17 protein-coding genes and 1 tRNA gene are annotated in these 19173 nt (G+C 38.2%); 12 read left to right on the forward strand and 6 right to left on the reverse strand.

The genetic code is table 11. The features are described 5' to 3' along the window. Window positions 1-97 precede the first annotated feature (97 nt). The 4 genes from RYK16_RS06435 to RYK16_RS06450 are packed head-to-tail and all read left to right on the forward strand — an operon-like array spanning window position 98 to window position 5029. Window positions 98-1126, forward strand: coding sequence for an ABC transporter substrate-binding protein (locus RYK16_RS06435; RefSeq protein ID WP_298665116.1), 1029 nt, complete (start codon window positions 98-100; stop codon window positions 1124-1126). Window positions 1127-1143: 17 nt separating this feature from the next. Next, window positions 1144-2220, forward strand: a complete 1077-nt coding sequence (locus RYK16_RS06440; RefSeq protein WP_314851444.1) for an ABC transporter ATP-binding protein — start codon at window positions 1144-1146, stop codon at window positions 2218-2220. After that, the gene (locus RYK16_RS06445; RefSeq protein ID WP_294025200.1) at window positions 2220-3944 is read left to right on the forward strand and encodes an iron ABC transporter permease; all 1725 of its coding nucleotides are present in this window, start codon (window positions 2220-2222) and stop codon (window positions 3942-3944) included. Before RYK16_RS06440 ends, RYK16_RS06445 begins: the two co-directional genes overlap by 1 nt. 2 nt (window positions 3945-3946) lie before the next feature. Continuing rightward, window positions 3947-5029, forward strand: coding sequence for an ABC transporter ATP-binding protein (locus RYK16_RS06450; protein ID WP_314851445.1), 1083 nt, complete (start codon window positions 3947-3949; stop codon window positions 5027-5029). A gap of 36 nt (window positions 5030-5065) precedes the next feature. Here RYK16_RS06450 and RYK16_RS06455 read toward each other — a convergent pair whose 3' ends face one another. After that, on the reverse strand, window positions 5066-5938 hold the full coding sequence (locus RYK16_RS06455; protein WP_314851446.1) for an ROK family protein: 873 nt from the start codon (window positions 5936-5938) through the stop codon (window positions 5066-5068). Beyond that, window positions 5931-6629, reverse strand: coding sequence for an N-acetylmannosamine-6-phosphate 2-epimerase (locus RYK16_RS06460; protein WP_314851448.1), 699 nt, complete (start codon window positions 6627-6629; stop codon window positions 5931-5933). The genes RYK16_RS06455 and RYK16_RS06460 overlap by 8 nt, the downstream gene beginning before the upstream one ends. A gap of 108 nt (window positions 6630-6737) precedes the next feature. Here RYK16_RS06460 and RYK16_RS06465 point away from each other — a divergent pair, with 108 nt between their 5' ends. From RYK16_RS06465 to RYK16_RS06495, 7 genes are all read left to right on the forward strand, one after another. Beyond that, a complete protein-coding gene (locus tag RYK16_RS06465) occupies window positions 6738-8093 on the forward strand; it encodes an FAD-dependent oxidoreductase (protein ID WP_314851449.1) in 1356 nt (451 codons plus the stop codon). Window positions 8094-8232: 139 nt separating this feature from the next. Then, window positions 8233-9156: a winged helix-turn-helix domain-containing protein gene (locus tag RYK16_RS06470; RefSeq protein WP_314851450.1), complete on the forward strand. Its 924-nt coding sequence runs from the start codon at window positions 8233-8235 to the stop codon at window positions 9154-9156. Between the two features lie 47 nt (window positions 9157-9203). Continuing rightward, a complete protein-coding gene (locus RYK16_RS06475; protein WP_314110935.1) occupies window positions 9204-10508 on the forward strand; it encodes a C4-dicarboxylate ABC transporter in 1305 nt (434 codons plus the stop codon). Between the two features lie 100 nt (window positions 10509-10608). Further along, window positions 10609-12762, forward strand: coding sequence for a hydantoinase/oxoprolinase family protein (locus RYK16_RS06480; RefSeq protein ID WP_314851451.1), 2154 nt, complete (start codon window positions 10609-10611; stop codon window positions 12760-12762). Continuing rightward, complete coding sequence (locus tag RYK16_RS06485) at window positions 12755-13306, forward strand: hypothetical protein (RefSeq protein ID WP_314851452.1); 552 nt, start codon at window positions 12755-12757, stop codon at window positions 13304-13306. The genes RYK16_RS06480 and RYK16_RS06485 overlap by 8 nt, the downstream gene beginning before the upstream one ends. 89 nt (window positions 13307-13395) lie before the next feature. Then, window positions 13396-13860 (forward strand): helix-turn-helix transcriptional regulator, encoded by a 465-nt coding sequence (locus RYK16_RS06490; RefSeq protein WP_314851453.1) that lies wholly within the window; start codon window positions 13396-13398, stop codon window positions 13858-13860. 108 nt (window positions 13861-13968) lie between these two features. After that, window positions 13969-15666 (forward strand): hypothetical protein, encoded by a 1698-nt coding sequence (locus RYK16_RS06495; protein ID WP_314851454.1) that lies wholly within the window; start codon window positions 13969-13971, stop codon window positions 15664-15666. A gap of 39 nt (window positions 15667-15705) precedes the next feature. Here the strand turns inward: RYK16_RS06495 and RYK16_RS06500 are convergent. The 3 genes from RYK16_RS06500 to RYK16_RS06510 all read right to left on the reverse strand — a co-directional run bounded on the left by RYK16_RS06500 (window position 15706) and on the right by RYK16_RS06510 (window position 17802). After that, window positions 15706-15789 (reverse strand) — tRNA-Leu (locus tag RYK16_RS06500). Window positions 15790-15839: 50 nt separating this feature from the next. After that, the gene (locus RYK16_RS06505; protein WP_314851455.1) at window positions 15840-16601 is read right to left on the reverse strand and encodes an alpha/beta hydrolase-fold protein; all 762 of its coding nucleotides are present in this window, start codon (window positions 16599-16601) and stop codon (window positions 15840-15842) included. Then, window positions 16573-17802 carry an ATP-grasp domain-containing protein gene (locus tag RYK16_RS06510; protein WP_314851456.1) on the reverse strand — a complete coding sequence of 410 codons (1230 nt, stop codon included), beginning with the start codon at window positions 17800-17802 and terminating at the stop codon, window positions 16573-16575. The genes RYK16_RS06505 and RYK16_RS06510 overlap by 29 nt, the downstream gene beginning before the upstream one ends. A 108-nt stretch (window positions 17803-17910) precedes the next feature. Between RYK16_RS06510 and RYK16_RS06515 the strand changes: the two genes are divergently transcribed. Next, window positions 17911-18357, forward strand: a complete 447-nt coding sequence (locus RYK16_RS06515; RefSeq protein WP_314851457.1) for a GatB/YqeY domain-containing protein — start codon at window positions 17911-17913, stop codon at window positions 18355-18357. Window positions 18358-18376: 19 nt separating this feature from the next. Here RYK16_RS06515 and RYK16_RS06520 read toward each other — a convergent pair whose 3' ends face one another. Further along, window positions 18377-19114 carry a tRNA threonylcarbamoyladenosine dehydratase gene (locus RYK16_RS06520; protein WP_314110915.1) on the reverse strand — a complete coding sequence of 246 codons (738 nt, stop codon included), beginning with the start codon at window positions 19112-19114 and terminating at the stop codon, window positions 18377-18379. Window positions 19115-19173 lie beyond the last annotated feature (59 nt).

Here is a 19173-nt window from a genome sequence, read left to right on the forward strand (position 1 = left end):
TATTTGATATTCACATAATATCACAATTTTTAAGTTTTAAATATGCACTAGTCTTCCTACAATAAGATTAGTAAGTGAACTCAGGAGGAAAGAAATCATGAAAAAATTTTTCTTACTACTTGCGGCATCCGCAATGTTAATTGGATGCACAAATAAACCTGCATCAACTTCCACAACAACAACTGAAAATACAAACTCAGGTGGAAAGTCAAAGGTTATGTTGTACTCCTCATTAAAGGAACAACAGTTAGAAGCTTTAAAGGAAGGATTTGAAGCTGCTCACCCAGAATATTCTTTAGACTACTATGCGGCTGGCACATCTAAGGTTGCAACAAAGATTGCGACAGAAAAGCAGTCTGGTCAAATCGCAACTGACTTAGTATGGATCGGTGACCCATCCAACTATGTAACATTCAAGGAACAGGGAATCTTAGAAGCTTACGAATCTCCAGAAGCTGCTAAGATCGACGAAAAGTTCAAAGATCCAGAACACTTCTATACAGGCGCACGTCTTGTAGTTATGGGATTAACAACAAATACAAACACAGTTCCAGAAAATGAAGTTCCAAAGACTTGGAAAGACTTATTAAAGGATGACTTCAAGGGCCAAATCGTTATGACAGACCCAGGTGAATCCGGAACAACATTCTACTTAGTAGCTAGCTTGATGAATAACCCAGAATATGGTGTTGAATTCTTCGAGAAGTTAAAGGAACACGGTGCTGAATTAGAATCAGGTACAACTTCTACACATACAAAGGTAGCTGCGGCTGCTTATAAGGTAGCTATTGGTGTTGACTACGTTACACAATCTCTAGCAGATAAGGGTTCTACAATTCGTTTCACATATCCAGAAAAGGACCTAATCGCTGTATCTAGTCCAATCGCATTACTCAAAGACTCACCAAACCCAGAAGGTGGTAAGGCTTTATATGACTACATCCTTTCTAAGGAAGGACAAGAAATTCTTGCAAAGAATGACACAATGCCAATCCGTGGAGATGTTAAGAAGGAAGGCACATTATCATTAGATGAAATTATCGCTCGTGCAATGGTTGCGGATGACAAGGCAATCGCTGAACAGAGTGCAGAAATCTTAGAGAAGTTCGACAAGATTTTCAAATAAACAACTAGGAGAAAACCATGGCAAAAGTACAATTTAACGACGTATCTTTTAGCTATGGAGACAAAAAGATTATCCAAAACCTATCATTAGAAGTAAATGATGGCGAAATTATGGGTGTAATTGGACCCTCCGGGTGCGGTAAAACTACATTGATTAGACTTCTCTGTGGTTTTATCAAGCCTGAAACAGGGTCCATTTTTATTGGAGAAACTTGTGTCTTCGACGCTAAAAAGAGAATTAATATCCCACCAGAAAGAAGAAATATTGGTGTTGTATTCCAAGACTATGCGGTATGGCCACATTTAACAGTATTGGAAAACGTAAAATATCCATTAAAGAAGAAGAGAATGGATAAGAAACAAATGCAGGAAATCGCAATGAATGCGCTCAAGCAGGTACAGATGGAAACTTATGCAAACCACTTACCTTCACAGTTGTCTGGTGGACAACAGCAGCGTGTAGCGATTGCCAGAGCACTTGTATCATCAAAAGAATTAATCGTGTTAGACGAGCCTATCACAAACTTGGACTTGAAACTACGTCAAGAGATGTTGAAGGAAATTCGTGAGATTCAAAAGACAATTGGTACAACAATCGTTTATATCTCACATGACCAAGAAGCTTCTTTAGAGTTATGTGATCGTTTGGCAATCATGGATCAACAAGGTAACATCCGTCAGTTAGGTAATGACTACGATATCGTTATGAAGCCTAAGGATCGTTATATCTTTGAATTTGTAGGGATTTCTAACTTCGTAGATGTTGTAGCGAAAGAAGATGGCGTATATATCAATGCACAGAATGGTTTAGTGAAGCTAGATGATAAGTCTGCGCTGGAAAATCCAACAAAGGCATATCAACTAGCATTTAGACCAATGGATGCAGTATTTGATAATGAAAGTCCTATTAAGGGTAAGGTAGTTACAGAAACTTTCCTAGGAAATATTACAAACTACTTTATTCAATTAGGTGATAAACAAATCCGTCTTCAACAATCTGCATTAGATGTAATGAAGTACGGCAAGGCAAAGGAAGGCCAAGAAGTTGGCTTGAAGTTTGTTCGTAAGTTCTATTATGAAAAGGAGGAGGCATAATGTTTAAGCGTAAAACATTAAATAATGATTTAGCTGCGCTAGACGGTCGTAAGTTTTCTTTAGATAAAATTATGATTATCGCAAGCTTTATCATCCTTGCGATTATTGCGATCGTTCCGGTTGCCTCCATTATCGTAAATGCTTTATTCGTAGATGGAAAACTAGCGTTAGATAGTTTCTTCAAAGTTCTATTGAATAAAGAAAACATCGGTGCAATGTGGAATACAATTACCATTGCATTCTGGGTAACAATTTTCGGTACTATCATGGGCTTGTTCTATGCATGGTTACTAGGACGTAGTGATATTCCGATGAAGGGATTCATGCGTGCATTGTTTAGTATTCCATACATGTTCCCTCCATTCTTTGGAGCCATGGCTTGGGACTTATTGTTATCGGGTAGAGGTGGATATTTAAACAACTGGTTAATGACTACCTTCCACTTAACAAAGGCACCTATTAACATCAACTCCATCTGGGGAATTATCTTCGTTGAAGTTTCTTACTACTTCCCATTTGTATTCATGCAGGTAGTAAGTGCATTAGAGAGAATGGACCCAACACTTGAAGAATCTGCACGTATTGCTGGTGCTTCACAGGGATATGTTATTCGTAAGATTACATTACCACTTGTTAAGCCTGCAATCTCATCTGGTGCGTTATTGATTATGATTTCATCATTATCACATTTTGGTGTTCCTTCTATCCTAGGATTCTCACAGAACATCTACACATTACCAACACGTATCTTCCAGCTCATTAACCGTGCAGCTGGTGACTTCCAAGGTATTCGTGAAGCGACAATTCTATCTATCTTATTAGTTGTTGTTGTATCTGTAGCACTTGTATTACAGAAGGCTATCTTGAAGTCTGGAAGCTATGACATTATCAAGGGTAAGAGTATGCGTCCAACAGTAATTAAATTACGTTCCGCTAAGATTCCTCTCTTGATTATCTCTATCGTGACATTAGTTATCATCGTTGTTGTACCATTAGGAATGATCTTCTTAGTTGGTCTATTAAAGTCTTACGGTCTACCACTTGTTCCAAGTAACTTCGACTTCAGTAACTACACAAACATCTTATTCAACAACAAGATGGTTCGTGATGGTGTTTCCAACTCCTTGATCCTAGCAGTAAGCTCAGGTATCTTCGCAATGTTACTGGGTGTAATGATTGCGTATGTAATCATCAAGATCAAGCCAAAGGGAAAGGGTGCTTTGGAATTCTTAGCTACACTTCCATACTCTTTACCAGGTACAGTACTTGCAATCGGTGTCATTCTTGCATGGTCTGGAAAGATCTTGAATATCAACCTATATAACACACTATGGATTATCTTTATTGCATATATCGCACGTTACTTGTCATTCTCTATGAACGCAGCTTCCGCTGCCTTAAGACAGGTACACCCATCCTTGGAAGAGGCTTCACGTTCTTGCGGTGCTTCTCATACAGAATCACTCAAGGATATTACACTTCCACTCATCCGTCCTGCGATGTTATCAGGCTTCTTCCTAATCTTCTTGCCAGCAATGCGTGAATTAACAACAAGTTCACTCTTGTATGGACCATATACAAGAACTTTAGGTGTAGCTATCTACATGTTACGTAGTGATGGATATATTACACAGGCTTCAGCACTTGCAACTCTAACAATCTTATTGATCGTTGTTGTGAACTGGATTATCAACTTTATTACTAAAGAAAGAAAGGGCGTATAAATATGAATCAGATTGAATTAATTAATGTAAGAAAAGATTATACGACAAAAACTTTAGGTACAGTCACAGCAGTGAATAACTTCAACCTAACAATCAAGAAGGGAGAATGTTTCTCATTCTTAGGTCCTTCTGGATGTGGTAAGACAACAACATTACGTATGCTTGCAGGTTTTGAAGATTTGAGTGAAGGTGAAATTCGTTTAGAGGGTAAGGTTGTATCTAACAAGGCGAAGAACTTATACGTTCCACCTGAACACCGTAACTTAGGAATGGTGTTCCAGGCATTCGCTGTATGGCCACACTTAAACGTATTTGATAACGTTGCATTCCCATTACAAGTTCAAAAACGTCCAAAGGCAGAGATTGAAGAACGTGTCAATCTTGCGCTAAAACAGACGAACTTATTAGACCAAGCAAAGGTATTCCCATCTGATTTATCTGGTGGTGAACAGCAGAGAATTGCGTTAGCACGTTCTATCGTTGTTAACCCAGGTATCTTATTATTGGATGAGCCTCTATCAAACCTTGATCCAAAGTTAAGAGAGAGTATGCGTTTTGAAATCAAGCGTCTACAAAAGGAATACAACTTTACAATCGTATTCGTAACACATGACCAGTCAGAAGCTCTAGCGTTATCTGATCGTCTACTTGTTATGAACAAGGGTGAAATTATCCAGATTGGCACACCACAAGAACTCTATAACAAGCCAGTAAGCTTATTCGTACATAACTTCTTAGGCGAATCAAACTTTACAAAGGTTGAGTATAGAGATGGTAAGGTGTATGCCGAAGGTGATACAACACAACCATTACCATGTACAATTCAACACATGGATCAGGCTGTAAAGCTTGCGACAAGACCAAGTGAGATTGAAATCAATCATGACTCGGGAATTAAGACAAAAATCACAAAGCGTATTATCTTATCTGAATATACAGAATACTATGTAGGTTTAGGCACACAGGAATTAAAGATTCAAGCACCACACCACCAAGTATTGGCTGTGGGTGATGAATGTTATATCCGTTTAGTAAACCCTGTATATTACGATGCGCAAGAGCGTAATCTAACACACGCTGAATAAACATAAAAAGGAGTGAATTATCACTCCTTTTTATGTTTATCTACTGATATTTAATGCAAGTGCACCATAGATACCTGCTTTATTACCGAGTTTTGCTTGGTGAATTTGTACACCATCAAACCCTGGAATTACATATTTTTGATATGCTTTCTTAATGTTGTTAAATACATATTCTTGTTCTAGAATACCACCACCAAGAATGAATAGTGGTACGTTATACACGTGTGTTAAAGAACATAATCCAATCGCAATCTGTTCAATCCAAGCATCTAATACAGCTTTTATTTCAGGCTCATTCAAGTGTTCAAATAGGACTCTTCCATTTGTAATGCATGGATTAACTTGTTGTGCATTTTTGATGAGTGAGGTTGTAGATGCTAGGGATTCGTAGCTACCATCCCATGGTTTTTTAACTATTGATGATTGCAATATCATACCACCTAACATCACTCCTGCAGATTTACCTGCTCCATAGTATGGCTGACCATTTAGGTAAACTCCTCCACCAATACCAGTACCATAGGTTAGACATATGAAATCTTGGTAGCCTTTGCCTGCGCCGTATTGATTTTCACCACGAGCAGCGGCGTATACATCGTTTTCAACTGTGACTTTGACGTTGAATTCTTTTTCGAATATCTTCTTGACTTGCATGCCTGTATAACCTGGCATGTTTTCATTTGCATAGTGGATAGAGCCGTCATCGTTATTGACTTGTCCACAGGTGCTAATGCCAATACCATCACATGGCATGTATTGTTTGATGAATGCAATACAGCGGTCAATGACATCTTTTGCGCCTTGTTTTGCTAGTGTTGGGATTTCTGCTTCTTGGACAAGTATTTCATCTTCGAAGATGCCAACTTTGATATTTGTACCACCGATATCTAAAGTGATAATTTTACGCATCGAGAGCCGCCTTAAACTTCTTTGTTATTTCAAGTGGTCTAGTAATTGCGGAACCTACGACAACAGCGTGTACACCAATATCCATCGCATGACGGCACTGTTCAGGTGTTGAGATATTTCCTTCTGCGATTACAGGTTTACCACACTGTTCAACGAGTGTCTTAATCATTCTGTATGGAGGTAAACTGCAGCCCTTTGTATATTCTGTATAACCAGCCATTGTTGTGCCAATTAAGTCAAAGCCAATTTCGGCTGCATGCATGCCTTCTTCAATGTTGGAACAATCTGCCATAAATAACTGATCTGGATATTTTTCACGTACGGCTTTGAAGAAGGTATCTAGGTCTAATTGGCCAGGACGTGTGCGCTCTGTGGCATCCATTGCGATAACTTCAACACCAATTTCTACTAACGCATCAACTTCTTTCATTGTTGGTGTGATGTATACATCTGGTGCATCCTCATAATCAATCTTGATAATACCGATCACTGGTAAATCTACTGTCTTTTTAATCTCAATGATATCTTCTACGCTATTTGCACGGATTCCTTTCGAACCGCCTAAATATGCCGCATAAGCCATTCTGGACATGATGTAACTGCTGTGTAATGGCTCACTAGGTAATGCTTGGCAAGAGACAATTAATTGTCCCTTGATTGCGTCTAAAATTTGTTTATTTTTTTCGTTCATATGTTTTTACTCCTGTTAGTTTCATTGTATACACTTCAAAGAGTATTTGACAATCTGTTCTTTTTGGGGCATAACTAAAAACAAATACAAGTATAAGGACGGAAAATTATGGAAACTAAAATTCAATATGGCTCCAGAGAGTTAAAGGTTTTAAAAACCTATGATACTGTCATTGTTGGTGGAGGTAGTGCAGGTAGTTCAGCAGGTTATACTTCAGCCAAGAATGGCTTTTCTACATTAATCATTGATAAGGCAATTCGTCTTGGTGGTAGTGCTACAAACGCACTTGTAACACCGATGATGCGCTCGTTTACAAATCATCATCAGAATTTCTACGATCTTGAAAATGAGATGAAGAAATATGGTGAAACACGTGACCAACACGGAACTGCCCAAAGATGGTTTTCTGCAGAGGCAATGGCAGATGCGTGGGAAAGTCTTTATACAAGCTGTGGTGGTGAATTACTCTATGATGCGTCTGTTTGTGATGTAATTCTAGAAGATCAAAAGATTAAGTATGTAATCGTCAATACGATTGAAGGCTTAGTTGCGATTGGCGGAAGACAGTTCGTGGATGCCAGTGGTGATGCAGTGCTATCGCGTTTGTCTGGCGTAGAAGTACTGTGTGGTGATGAAGAGGGGAATAACCAGATTACTTCACTACGTTTTGAAGTTGGTGGTATCGACATTGAAAAATATCGTGAATATGTATTCTCACTAGATGATACTTACAGTATTCATCGTATCAAGGGTGACCAGTTTGAATCAGCGATGGTAGCTGGTAAGAACTTTGTGATGGAGCCACTATTCCGCAAGGGTGTAGAGGCAGGTATCCTAATTCCACAGGATCTACACTATTTCCAAAACTTCACAATTCCTGATAAGACGGGTGTAATGTCATTTAACTGCCCTCACTTAGTGGATTTAAAGAACAATACACATGCGCTAGAGCGTTCCGCTGCTATCGTATATGGTCATCAGTGTATTCGTCGTCTTGTTCGTTTCTTGAAGGAAATGATGCCAGGCTTTGAAAACTGTTATTTGGTACAAGTGGCGAATATGTTAGGTGTACGCGAATCATGGCAGATTGTTGGCAAACTTTTGATGCATGAGGAAGATTACCCAAGACAAGCAAGATACGAAGACGCGGTAGCCCGTGGTGACTGGTATATCGATGTCCATTCCGCAAATAAGAGTTTGGTACACCAGATTTCCTATCAACCAGGCGATTACTATGAAATTCCATATCGTGCGATGGTCACAAATGAAGTAGAAAACCTTGTTGTGGCAGGTAGATGTATCTCTACAACGTTCTTGATGCAGGCAAGTGTCAGAATTATTCCAACCTGCATTGATATGGGTGAAGCTGCAGGTATGGCAACAATACTAGCAAATCAAACAGACACTCCACTGAATGCACTAAATGGCAAAGATATCGCAGAAAAGCTGGGTGAATATCGTTAATCAAAATCAAGTACTCTATCGCTAGAGTACTTTTTTATGCAAAAGAAGAAAGCGTTTACAAATTTCTATTGCATTTCTTAAAAGTTAGGTGTATTTTAGAAGTACGATTTATTTCGGAGTCCGAATTAAAGGAGCTTGCATGGGGAAAACAGGGTTAAAAGACATTAAAAATCAGAATACCAATTTAATCATGCAACAGATCATGCAAGCAAGGAGTATCTCACGTATTGAACTTGCACAGGGAACGGGTTTATCACCAAGTACTGTTAGTTCAATTGTTGGAGATTTGCTAGGTAAAGGGATCATTGTAGAAACTGGCACACAGACGGTTGAAAAGGGTAGAAGCCGCAAAGACTTATCTATCGCTGCAGATTTTGGAAGTGTTGCAGTATTTGAAATCAGTCGACGTTCAGTATTCTTCTGCTTATTCGATATGTGTCTAGAAACGCTTGTTTCGACATGCATTACGAAACAAAGAGTAACGGGTAATGACTTGTTTGAATTATTGGTAGAAACTGTAAAGATACATGCAGACCAAAATATACGTGGGATTGGTTTGTTGCTGCATGATGATGTACAGCCTAGTGATTTAAATACGATTTACGATACAGGATACGCCTCCGCGACTATCAGTTTACAAGGTGCACTCAGTAGCCAGTTACATATTCCAATCAGTGAAGAAACATGTAGTAGTTTCACAATCACAAATGCATTCAATGAAGAAACACTACATGAGAAAGTAAACTGTGCACATGTGATGGTTGGCGAGAAGGTATTTACAACGATTACGATCGATGGACAAAAAGTTCCACTACGCTCTGAGTTCTGTAAGGAACTTCTATCAGAAAATACAGGCACAAAGGAAGTGAATCAGCTACTAAACACGTTATGTACGATGTTTGATATCGAAAAGATCTTCATGATGGGTATGGACTTTCAGTTCTATCAAAAACTCAAGCTCCAAAATAAACATGTGGAACTGATACAGGTCCACACAGAAAATACAGATACTTTATCACCACTTATGGCTGAAAAAGTACGAAATGAATTGTTATTTGTTTAGGAACTAACGACAACAGTCGTGTTCATATAGGAAAGGGGAATTTGAATATGCTTCAAGGTATTTTAATTATTTTAGCCTTCGTTATCATCGCAGCATTGATGATGACAAAAAAGATTCCTACATTACTAGCGTTACCTTTAATGGCAGTTGTAATCTGCTTGATTGCTGGTGTTCCAGCAATTGGTGTAAACGCTGATGGTGTAGCAATCGGATGGTTGCAGGCAGTTCTAGAAGCTGGAACTGTTCGTATGGGCGCAGCTATCATGGCGGTTATTTTCGGTTCATGGTTAGGTCAATTAATGAACAAGACAGGTATTACAGAAAATATCATTAAGAAATCCGCCGAATTAGGTGGCGATAAGCCATTAGTAGTAACACTGATTCTCTGTGTTGCGGTAGCATTACTCTTCACAACATTAAGTGGACTTGGATCCATCATCATGGTTGGTTCTATCGTATTACCAATCTTGATTTCTATCGGTGTCCCTGCTTTATCAGCAGCATCAATCTTCTTAATGTCATTCACAACAGGTTTAACATTCAACATCGCTAACTGGAAGATGTTTGCAGGTATCTTCTCACTTGAAATCGATCAGATTCGTAATTTTGAGATTTACCTCATGGCAGCTACAGCAGTAGCTACATTAATCTTGATCTTCGTTGAATTTAAGAAGAACGGTATCAAGTTTGCATTCTCAGCTCCAGCCAAGCAAGAAGCTAAAACAACACAACTAACTGGTGTTAGAGGTGGACTAGCAATGTTAACACCATTAATCCCAATCGTACTTGTTGCAGGTCTTAAGGTTCCAGTTTGCCCTGCATTCATGGTTGGTATTGCATGGGCATTACTATTCACATCAACATCTTTCGCAAAGGCAATGAACACACTTACAAAGACATGCTACGACGGTATCACAGATGCTGGTCCAGCAGTAATCTTGATGGTAGGTATCGGTATCCTTTACTTAGCAGTTACACACCCAATGGTAAAAGAAGTTCTCAATCCATTCTTATTAGCTGTAACACCTAAGTCTATGGTTACATACGTCCTATTCTTCTCACTATTAGCGCCTTTAGCACTTTACCGTGGACCAATGAACTTATTCGGTTTAGGTTCTGGTATTGCAGCGTTAATTATTGGTTTAGGAACATTATCTCCACTAGCAGTTATGGGTGCATTCTTATCTGCTGAACGTATCCAGGGTTGTGGTGACCCAACAAATACACAGAACGTTTGGACAGCAAACTTCTGTGAAGTAGATGTCAACAGCATTACACGTAAATTACTACCTTACCTATGGGTAATCGCAGTATTTGGTGTAGTATTATCAGCCGTATTATTTTTCAATTAAATAAAACTGAAGGGTGCTTATTCTTTAAGTACCCTCAGTTATTTAAAATGAGTACAAGTTTAACTTGTGTTGATTTTAGATAGTCGTATGAGGAGGGTATATGAAAGTTCGTATTGGTATTGACGTAGGTGGAACATTTACAGATGCAGTTGCGATTAACAACGAAACATATGAGTTGATTGGAACAGTTAAGATTCCTACAACACACTTTGCACCAGAGGGTGTAGCAGCAGGTATTGTTCAAGTTTTACATAAAATCATGGAGGAATATAACATCAAACCAGATGATGTTGTATTTATTGCTCATGGTACAACCCAGGCAACAAACGCCTTACTAGAAGGAGACGTTGTTAAGGTAGGTGTTGTAACACTTGGTAAAGGTTTACAAGGTGCTAAATCAAAGAGTGATACAACAATCGATAATATCGAATTAGCAAAAGGAAAGTATCTCTACTCTGAAAATGAGTTTGTAGATACTTCTGATACATCAAAGATTGATGAGGCAATTATCAACACAATCAAATCTCTACAAGAAAAGGGATGTAAGAGTATCGTAGCAGCTGAGGCATTCTCTGTTGATGATCCAACAAATGAAAATTTAGTAATTAAACATTGTACAGAGCAGAATGTTCCATCAACAGCCACAAACGATATCTCCAAGTTATATGGCTTAAAGATTAGAACACGTACAGCAGTTGTAAATGCTAGTATCATGCCTAAGATGTTAGAGGCTGCAACAATGACAGATGAATCAATCAAGAAGGCAAGTATCAAGAATCCACTGATGGTTATGCGTTGTGATGGTGGTGTTATGACGGTTGAGGAAGTAAGAAATCGTCCTATCCTAACAATCCTATCTGGACCAGCAGCTGGTGTTGCGGGTGCTTTGATGTATGAAAAATTAACAGATGGTATCTTCTTTGAAGTTGGTGGTACATCAACTGATATTTCATGCGTAAAAGACGGTAAGGTTATGATTAAGTACGCTGAAGTTGGTGGACATAAGACATACTTAAACTCTCTTGATGTACGTACCGTAGGTATTGGTGGTGGATCTATGGTAGAGATTAAAGACGGCAAAGCCGTTAATATCGGTCCAAGATCTGCACATATCGCAAACTTAGAATATGAAGTATATACAGATCCAAGTTTGATTGTTGATCCTGTATTAAAGACAATTCAACCAATGAATGGTGACCCTGAGTATGCATACATTGAATGTAGTAATGGTACAAAGGTATCTCTAACAATGGCAGGTGCCGCAAACATTGCAGGTTATGTTCATCCAGAAGATTATGCATATGGCAATGTAGAAGCTGCACGTAAAGCATGGCAACCACTCGCAGATAACATGGGCTTATCTGTGGAAGAAACTGCGAAGAAGGTAATGGCATACGCAGCAGAAAAGAATGGTAAGGTAGTCAAAGACTTAATGCATGACTATCAGATGGACCCACGTACAACGCTATTCGTTGGAGGTGGAGGAGGTGCAGCTAGCGTTGTGCCACATCTAGCTGAAACAATGAACCACCAGTTCAAGATTGCAAAGAACGCTCCAGTTATCTCAACAATTGGTGTTGCTCTAGCGATGGTTCGCGATATGGTGGAACGTTCCGTATCAAATCCAACAGAAGAAGATATTATCAGTGTACGTCGTGAAGCGGAACTTAAGGCAATCCAAAATGGCGCATCCCCAGATACAGTTGAAGTATCTGTAGAAGTAGATACACAACGTAATATCATTCGTGCAATTGCAGTAGGTGCCACAGAATTACGTAGTAAAGATCGTCTCAAGAAACAACTTACTAAAGAAGAGTTACTAGATACAGTTGCGCATAACTTAGATGTTGATAAATCAACATTAGAAATTTCTGCAGAAAATGGCAGTATGTACGCAGTCCAAGCAACGATTACAGAAAAGAAACTCTTTGGCATTGTTAAGAAGACAACAAAACCACTACGTTTAATTGATGATGAAGGTGTTATTCGTCTACAGAAGAAGAATGCATGGTCACGTCAATCTTCAGCCGCAAGCTGGCAAGCAGATATTGATTGGATGATTGAGGAACTAACAGAATATAACGATGGTGGCGCAAACCTACCAAACCTATATATCGTATTAGGTAAACGTATCATCGACTTATCTGGTCTACAGAATGCAGAACAGATCAAGTCAATTGGTGGTGTTGAATTAAGTGGTATCGCAGCAGACACAAAATTGATCGTCATTGCGACAAAGAGAGTTGATGGCTAATATGCCAGGATTTACATATCCTTTCCCAACCAAAGACCTTGCGTATCAAGAACTTACCTATGATTATTGTTACAACAAGATTAAGGAAGAAGATAAACAGTGCATTGTAGAAGAGGCTTGGAAAAAGGGTGAGGAAACCGCAAAGGAAGTATTCGAAAAATTTAATGGTAGTTATGATTTTCGCAAAATCTGCACAGAATCGGGGCTACAGTTAAATGACAAAGATACTGACTACGTTGTAGGTAACCAAAGATACTTTAGTGATTATGTATCTGGAACCAATCAAATCAACCTCTACTTAAAATCTATTGAAAAGTGGGCAGAAGAAAATCAGTTATCTATGGACAATGCAATCAATCTTATTCTTAGCCATGAATATTTCCACTTCATGGAGATGAATGTGATAGGACAACTCAGTAAATCCTACGAAGTACCAATGTTAGTAATTGGTAAATTCAAACTAGGTAAAACAGGTATCCATGCATTATCCGAAATCGGTGCACATGGATTTGCCCATCAGTATTATCTCCTAGCAACTCAGTAAATTCTAAAGGCAGGATTCAATCCTGCTTTTAATATTGTAATGCAAATAGGGGACTACTATACTGAATATAGATATTAGAGGTATTCATCATGGAAAACAAAGAAAAAAGTATGTTTCAAGAAGCTCGCATGAAGCTGAAACTAACAAGAAATAAAGTAGCGGATTTATCAGATGGTTTTTTCAATGAGAGCCGTCTTGAGAAGATTGAGACTGGGAAACTAGAAATTCATCCTGAAGAAGTTGTAAAACTGTCAGAAATTTATAAGGATAAAGAATTATGTAGTGCATTCTGTGCAACAGAATGTCCAGTTGGTATCAAGCGTGGAATGAAGGTTGTAAAAGAGAAAAACTTATCTCAAATTGTATTAGAGATGCTTGCGACCCTACAATCTTTGGATGAAAAGAAAGCACGCTTAATTGAGATGACAGTGGATGGAAAAATCGATGATAAGGAAATCCATGATTTTAAGTTAATTCAAAATCAACTAAAACAAATGGAGGAAACAATCCACTCATTACAACTTTGGATTGAGCATTACATTGATGAAGATTAACATTTCGTAAAAACCGCTAAAAATAAGCGTGGTATTCGTAATATTCGCAAAATGATAAATAGATATTACAGGATATAATGCATGTGTAGAATAAAGGGGGATAAAAAAATGAACGTACAAAAGAACCCACAGTTTCATCAGTTTAGTAGAATGAAGATTCATCAAGAGAATTTAAAGAATAATACTGTGATGAGTTATGTGATTGGAGTAGTTATTACACTTGTCATTGCGTGTGTCGGCTTCTACTTCTTCTTACCAGCAATCAATCTTAAGAGTATTCAATTCTGGGCATTTCTACTAGGAGTTGGTGCAGTGTACCTTATCGTACAGGCACTAGTATTCTCTGTTCGTAAAGAAAAGGAGAATCTAAAGTGGATTGCTCTTGTAGAATGTATTCTATTTGTGTGTATGGTACTAGGTAGTATTACAAGCATGCGCTTGTTCCATGCAAAGGAATATTCATCCATCTTAAAAGTAGATGAAGGTAGTACAGAGGATATTCCATCTGTTAGTGGAACAAGTTCCATTGCGTTAATGGATACTGCAAGTGCAGAGAAACTTGGTGATCGTAAGATAGGTTCCTTAAGTGATGTTGTTTCACAGTTTAATGTTAGTGAGTATATGCAAATTGACTATCAAAATAGTCCAATCAAGGTAGCACCTTTACAATATGATGGTTTCTTTAAGTGGTTTGGAAACCATGAAAATGGTATTCCTGGTTATGTAAAAGTAAATCCAGTTACAATGGATGCGGAATATGTTGCGATGTCAAGCAAGATGAAGTATGTGCCTAGCGCTTACTTCAATGAGAACCTAGAAAGACATATTCGTTTTGCATATCCAACAACTATGTTTACAAATCTGCACTTTGAAATTGATGAAGAGGGTAATCCTTGGTACATCGCTTCTACTTATACAAATAGTATTTCTCTTTTTGGTGGTAAGAAGATTACAGGTGCTATCTTAGTTAATCCAATTGATGGCACAATGACAAAGCTTGATGTGAAAGATGTTCCTCGTTGGGCAGATATTATTTACCCAGGAAATCTTATCGTAGATCAGTATAATGACTCTGCTAAATTACACCGTGGATTCTTGAATAGTATTTTTGGTCAGATTGATTGTAGACAGACTACAACTGTAGAAATTAAGAATGAAGATGGTGATAAGAGTTATCGTACAGACTATGGATATATCGCTAAAGATGGAGATATCTGGATTTATACAGGTGTAACCTCTGTAAATGGTGATTCCAGTAATATTGGATTTATCATGGCAAATGAACGTACATCCGAGACAAAGTTCATTTTAGCTTCTGGTGCAGATGAAGGTAGTGGTATGCATTCGGCTGAAGGTGAAGTACAAGAGAAGGGATATCACGCATCTTTCCCATCATTAATTAATGTAGATGGTACACCAACATATATTATGGTATTAAAGGATGATAATGGTTTGGTGAAGATGTATGCTTGTGTAAATGTCGAACAATATAACATGGTGGTAACAGCGTATAACCAAAAGGACGCAATCGAGCAGTATCGTCGTTTACTCAAGGGTGAAATTAGTACTGAACAAGCAAATCAAGAGACAAATGAAACTGTAGATACTTCTAACTATAAAGAAAAGGAAATTACAGTAGCGAAACTTGAAAAGATTGATATTGGCGGAAATACCTATCTTTATATCATTGATACAGATCAAATGATTTATAAGGCAAAGTACGCTGATGTAATCAAGATGATCACTGTAAATGTGGGTGATAAGATTACAATTAAGACAGATGGTACATATTATCTGTATGAATAAAACAAAAAAGATTTCAACAGAACGTTGAAATCTTTTTAATGGTGCGGATAACAGGAATCGAACCTGCACTCCGAAGGAACTAGATCCTAAATCTAGCGCGTCTGCCAGTTCCGCCATATCCGCATGCTAAATAATAATAGCAGAATAGTATGGCGATGAAAAGCATAAATTGATTAATTGTTTAATTGAGTGTTAATTAATTGGTTTACATAGTATGGAAATTGCTTTTCCCACCATGGCCAATCGTGGCTGACGTCAAATCCCCAGTACTCAACATGAGCAGGGATATTCTTGTATTGAAGTAGTTCTTCTAAGCGATGAGTATCCTCTAACATTGGGTGTTCCCAAGCTCCTTGTCCACAACAGATGTATATCTGCTTTTGACGGTATTTTTCGACGTATGGATGATCATAGTGCATACCGTTGATAAAGTCATTTGGGGAGTTTTGGTAGATGATTTCATTGCTGTAGGAACCAAAGAATGGGTAAGTGCTATAGACTCCAGATAAGCAGATACATCCTGCAAATAAGTCTGGCATACGGAACAAGATATTTAATGCGTGGTAAGCACCTAGTGAGCATCCTGTTGTATAAATTTTACTTTCTCTTTGGTTATGATATAAATCACGGAATAGTGGTAATAGTTCTTGGTGAATGTAATTGAAATATGCTTCATGCGCACTGATGCGATCATTGATGTTTTTCCATTCTGCAGACCATGATTCTCCATCAATAGAGTCACAGCATAACACCATGACTTTACCTTGGTCAATCTGGTAGGAAATAGATTGAATTAAGTTGCGGTTTTCATAGTCATAGAATCTTCCATCTTGGGATGGAAAGGCAAGTAGCACAATACCTGCATGACCAAAAACCTTGAATTCCATATCACGATTTAGATGGTAACTATAGCTCTTGTGGTAGTTTATCTGCATGTGGCTTCACTTCCTTTTCCGTCACAAAATCAACAAACTCATGTAGTTCTTTCATTGTTTTAAAGCGGGCAACGTAGAATTCATTACCCATAGCCGCATCTAACACTTGTGGCATTCTTTCATGCATGACGATGTTTGCGCCAAAGCGTTGGAATATTTCGAGGCCAGAATGTGCGTAGTCGCTACCATCACGTTTACCTACGTGCACACAGTGATAGATAGGGTGTGGGGATACAATATTTTGTACATGCATGCACATCTTTGCATAAATCATGTAGATATTTATGTCTTGTGAGTAGTTAATCATGTCTGTCATGTATCCACCTGGTGGACGCATGTTTACTTCTAAACCGATTAAATCACCTTTCTTACCAAGTCCTTCTTTATCTTCTGTCATACGGAAGTATTCTGTATGGAAGAAACGTGAACGAAGATTAAACGCATGAATGAGTTTTTCACCCATTTGGTTTAGATCCTTTGGCATGTCAATTTCATTCCAGAAGATACAGTCTGTCTTTTCGTTTACAATTTCCATAACTGGGTTCGGGAATACGTGGCATGTACGGTAAACAATCTTATTGTTTTCATCTACGATACCATCAAATGACAAGATATATCCTGGAATATATTCTTCCATGATATATTCATTAGGAAGTTGAATTTTATAGAAGTCTTCTAGTTCACCATCATTACGGATCTTCCAAGTAGCACTTGAGCCTACACCGTTGTTTGGTTTTACAACAACTGGATAGCCTACCTTAGAGATAAACTCTTTACCAGCTTCATATGTAGATACGATATGATAGCGTGCAGTAGGTACATTTGCCTTGTGATAGTATGCCTTCATTTCAGACTTTAACTTATAATGAACAACATCATCAGCTTTATCACCAGTTGTAATATTAAAGTCTTGGCGAAGTTTTGCGTCTTGAAATAACCAATACTCATTATTGGACTCTAACCAGTCAATCTTGCCATAACGATGTGCAAACCATGCGACAGCACGATATACCTCATCATAGTTCTCTAAAGAACTTACCTGATAGTAATCATCAAAAGCTGACTTTTGTACGTCGCTTAAAGAGTTGTAATTTGCGTCACTGATTGCGAGGGAACGACCGCCCAATTGTTTCCAAGCGAGTGGAAATTGATAATATGTCTTAGGAAAATTAGGGGAAATAAAGATAAAGTTTTTTTGCATAATATTCACCTGCTTCGTGATGATTTTAGCATATTTTAGGGTATAAAGATGAAGAACCAGCATACTTTTTCGCTAGAAAGTCTATAATAGAAACAGGAGGTATTTAAAATGGGTGAACTATTATTACAATTACGAAAAGATAATATGAAGGCAATGAAGGAACATGACACTCTAACCAAGGGTGTGTTGAGCCTTGTGATTGCCGCAATTACACTTGCGGAGAAGGAAGCTGGTCATACGTTAGAGAAGAATGATGAACTAGCGTATATTCAGCGTGAAATCAAACAAACAAATGAAACAATTGATAGTATTCCTGAAAATCGTGAAGATTTAAAGGAAGAAGCACAAAAGAAGCTAGCACTACTTTCTTCTTACTTACCAAAGCAGTTAACGGAAGAAGAGATTCATCAAATTATCGAGGGAATCTTACAAGAGAAGGGCTTAGAACCTCTTAAGCGTAATCAAGGTCCTGTGATGAGGGAGATTCTTGATAAGTATAAGGGTCAAACAGACGGTAAGACTGTTAACCGTATTCTTGGCACAATCTTACATTAAAAAAAACAAGTAACTTTCGTTACTTGCGATTGTTTGGGTCAAAATTTGTAATTTGTCGAACAACTTCGGCAGCTAGTGTAATACCTGCAACAGGTGGTACGAAGGCAGTGGAACCTGGAATACTCCATTTCACTGCTTTTTCTTGTTCTTCATCTGGATATTCAATCGGTTTGATAGGTGCTTCTGTTGAACAACAAACTTGTAAGTCTTTAATGTTACGTGCACGTAATTCATGGCGCATGACTTTTGCAAGTGGGTCATTTTTTGTGTCATAGATATCCATGATACGAACTTTTGTTGGATCAAAGCGATTGCCACAACCCATCGCAGAGATGATAGGAACACCTAAACTCTTCGCTGTTACAATAAGGTCAATTTTAGCGGTAACATTATCGATCGCATCGATAATATAGTCGTATTGGCTAAAGTCAAACTGATCTTTGGTTTCTGGTAAATAGAAGATTGGTAGAGCGTTAACGATGGTATCAGGGCTAATTGTAGCGATGCGTTCCTTCATCACATCTACTTTGTATTGGTCGATGGTTGCGTCGGTTGCGATAAGTTGTCGGTTGATGTTAGTAAGTGAAACCGTATCATGGTCGACGATGTCGATTTTGCCAATGCCACTGCGTGCTAAAGCTTCGATAGCATATCCGCCAACTCCACCAACGCCGAAGACAATTACATGTGCTTGTTGGATTTTATGTAGTGCGTCTCTTCCAATGACGCGTTGTGTTCTAGAAAAACGATTAATCATAGCTTTGGTATATACAAATTAAGCTCATCCAGCTAAACAAAATCTGTATACATCTCCTT

Source organism: uncultured Solobacterium sp., from assembly GCF_963550625.1.
Taxonomy (GTDB): domain Bacteria; phylum Bacillota_I; class Bacilli_A; order Erysipelotrichales; family Erysipelotrichaceae; genus Bulleidia.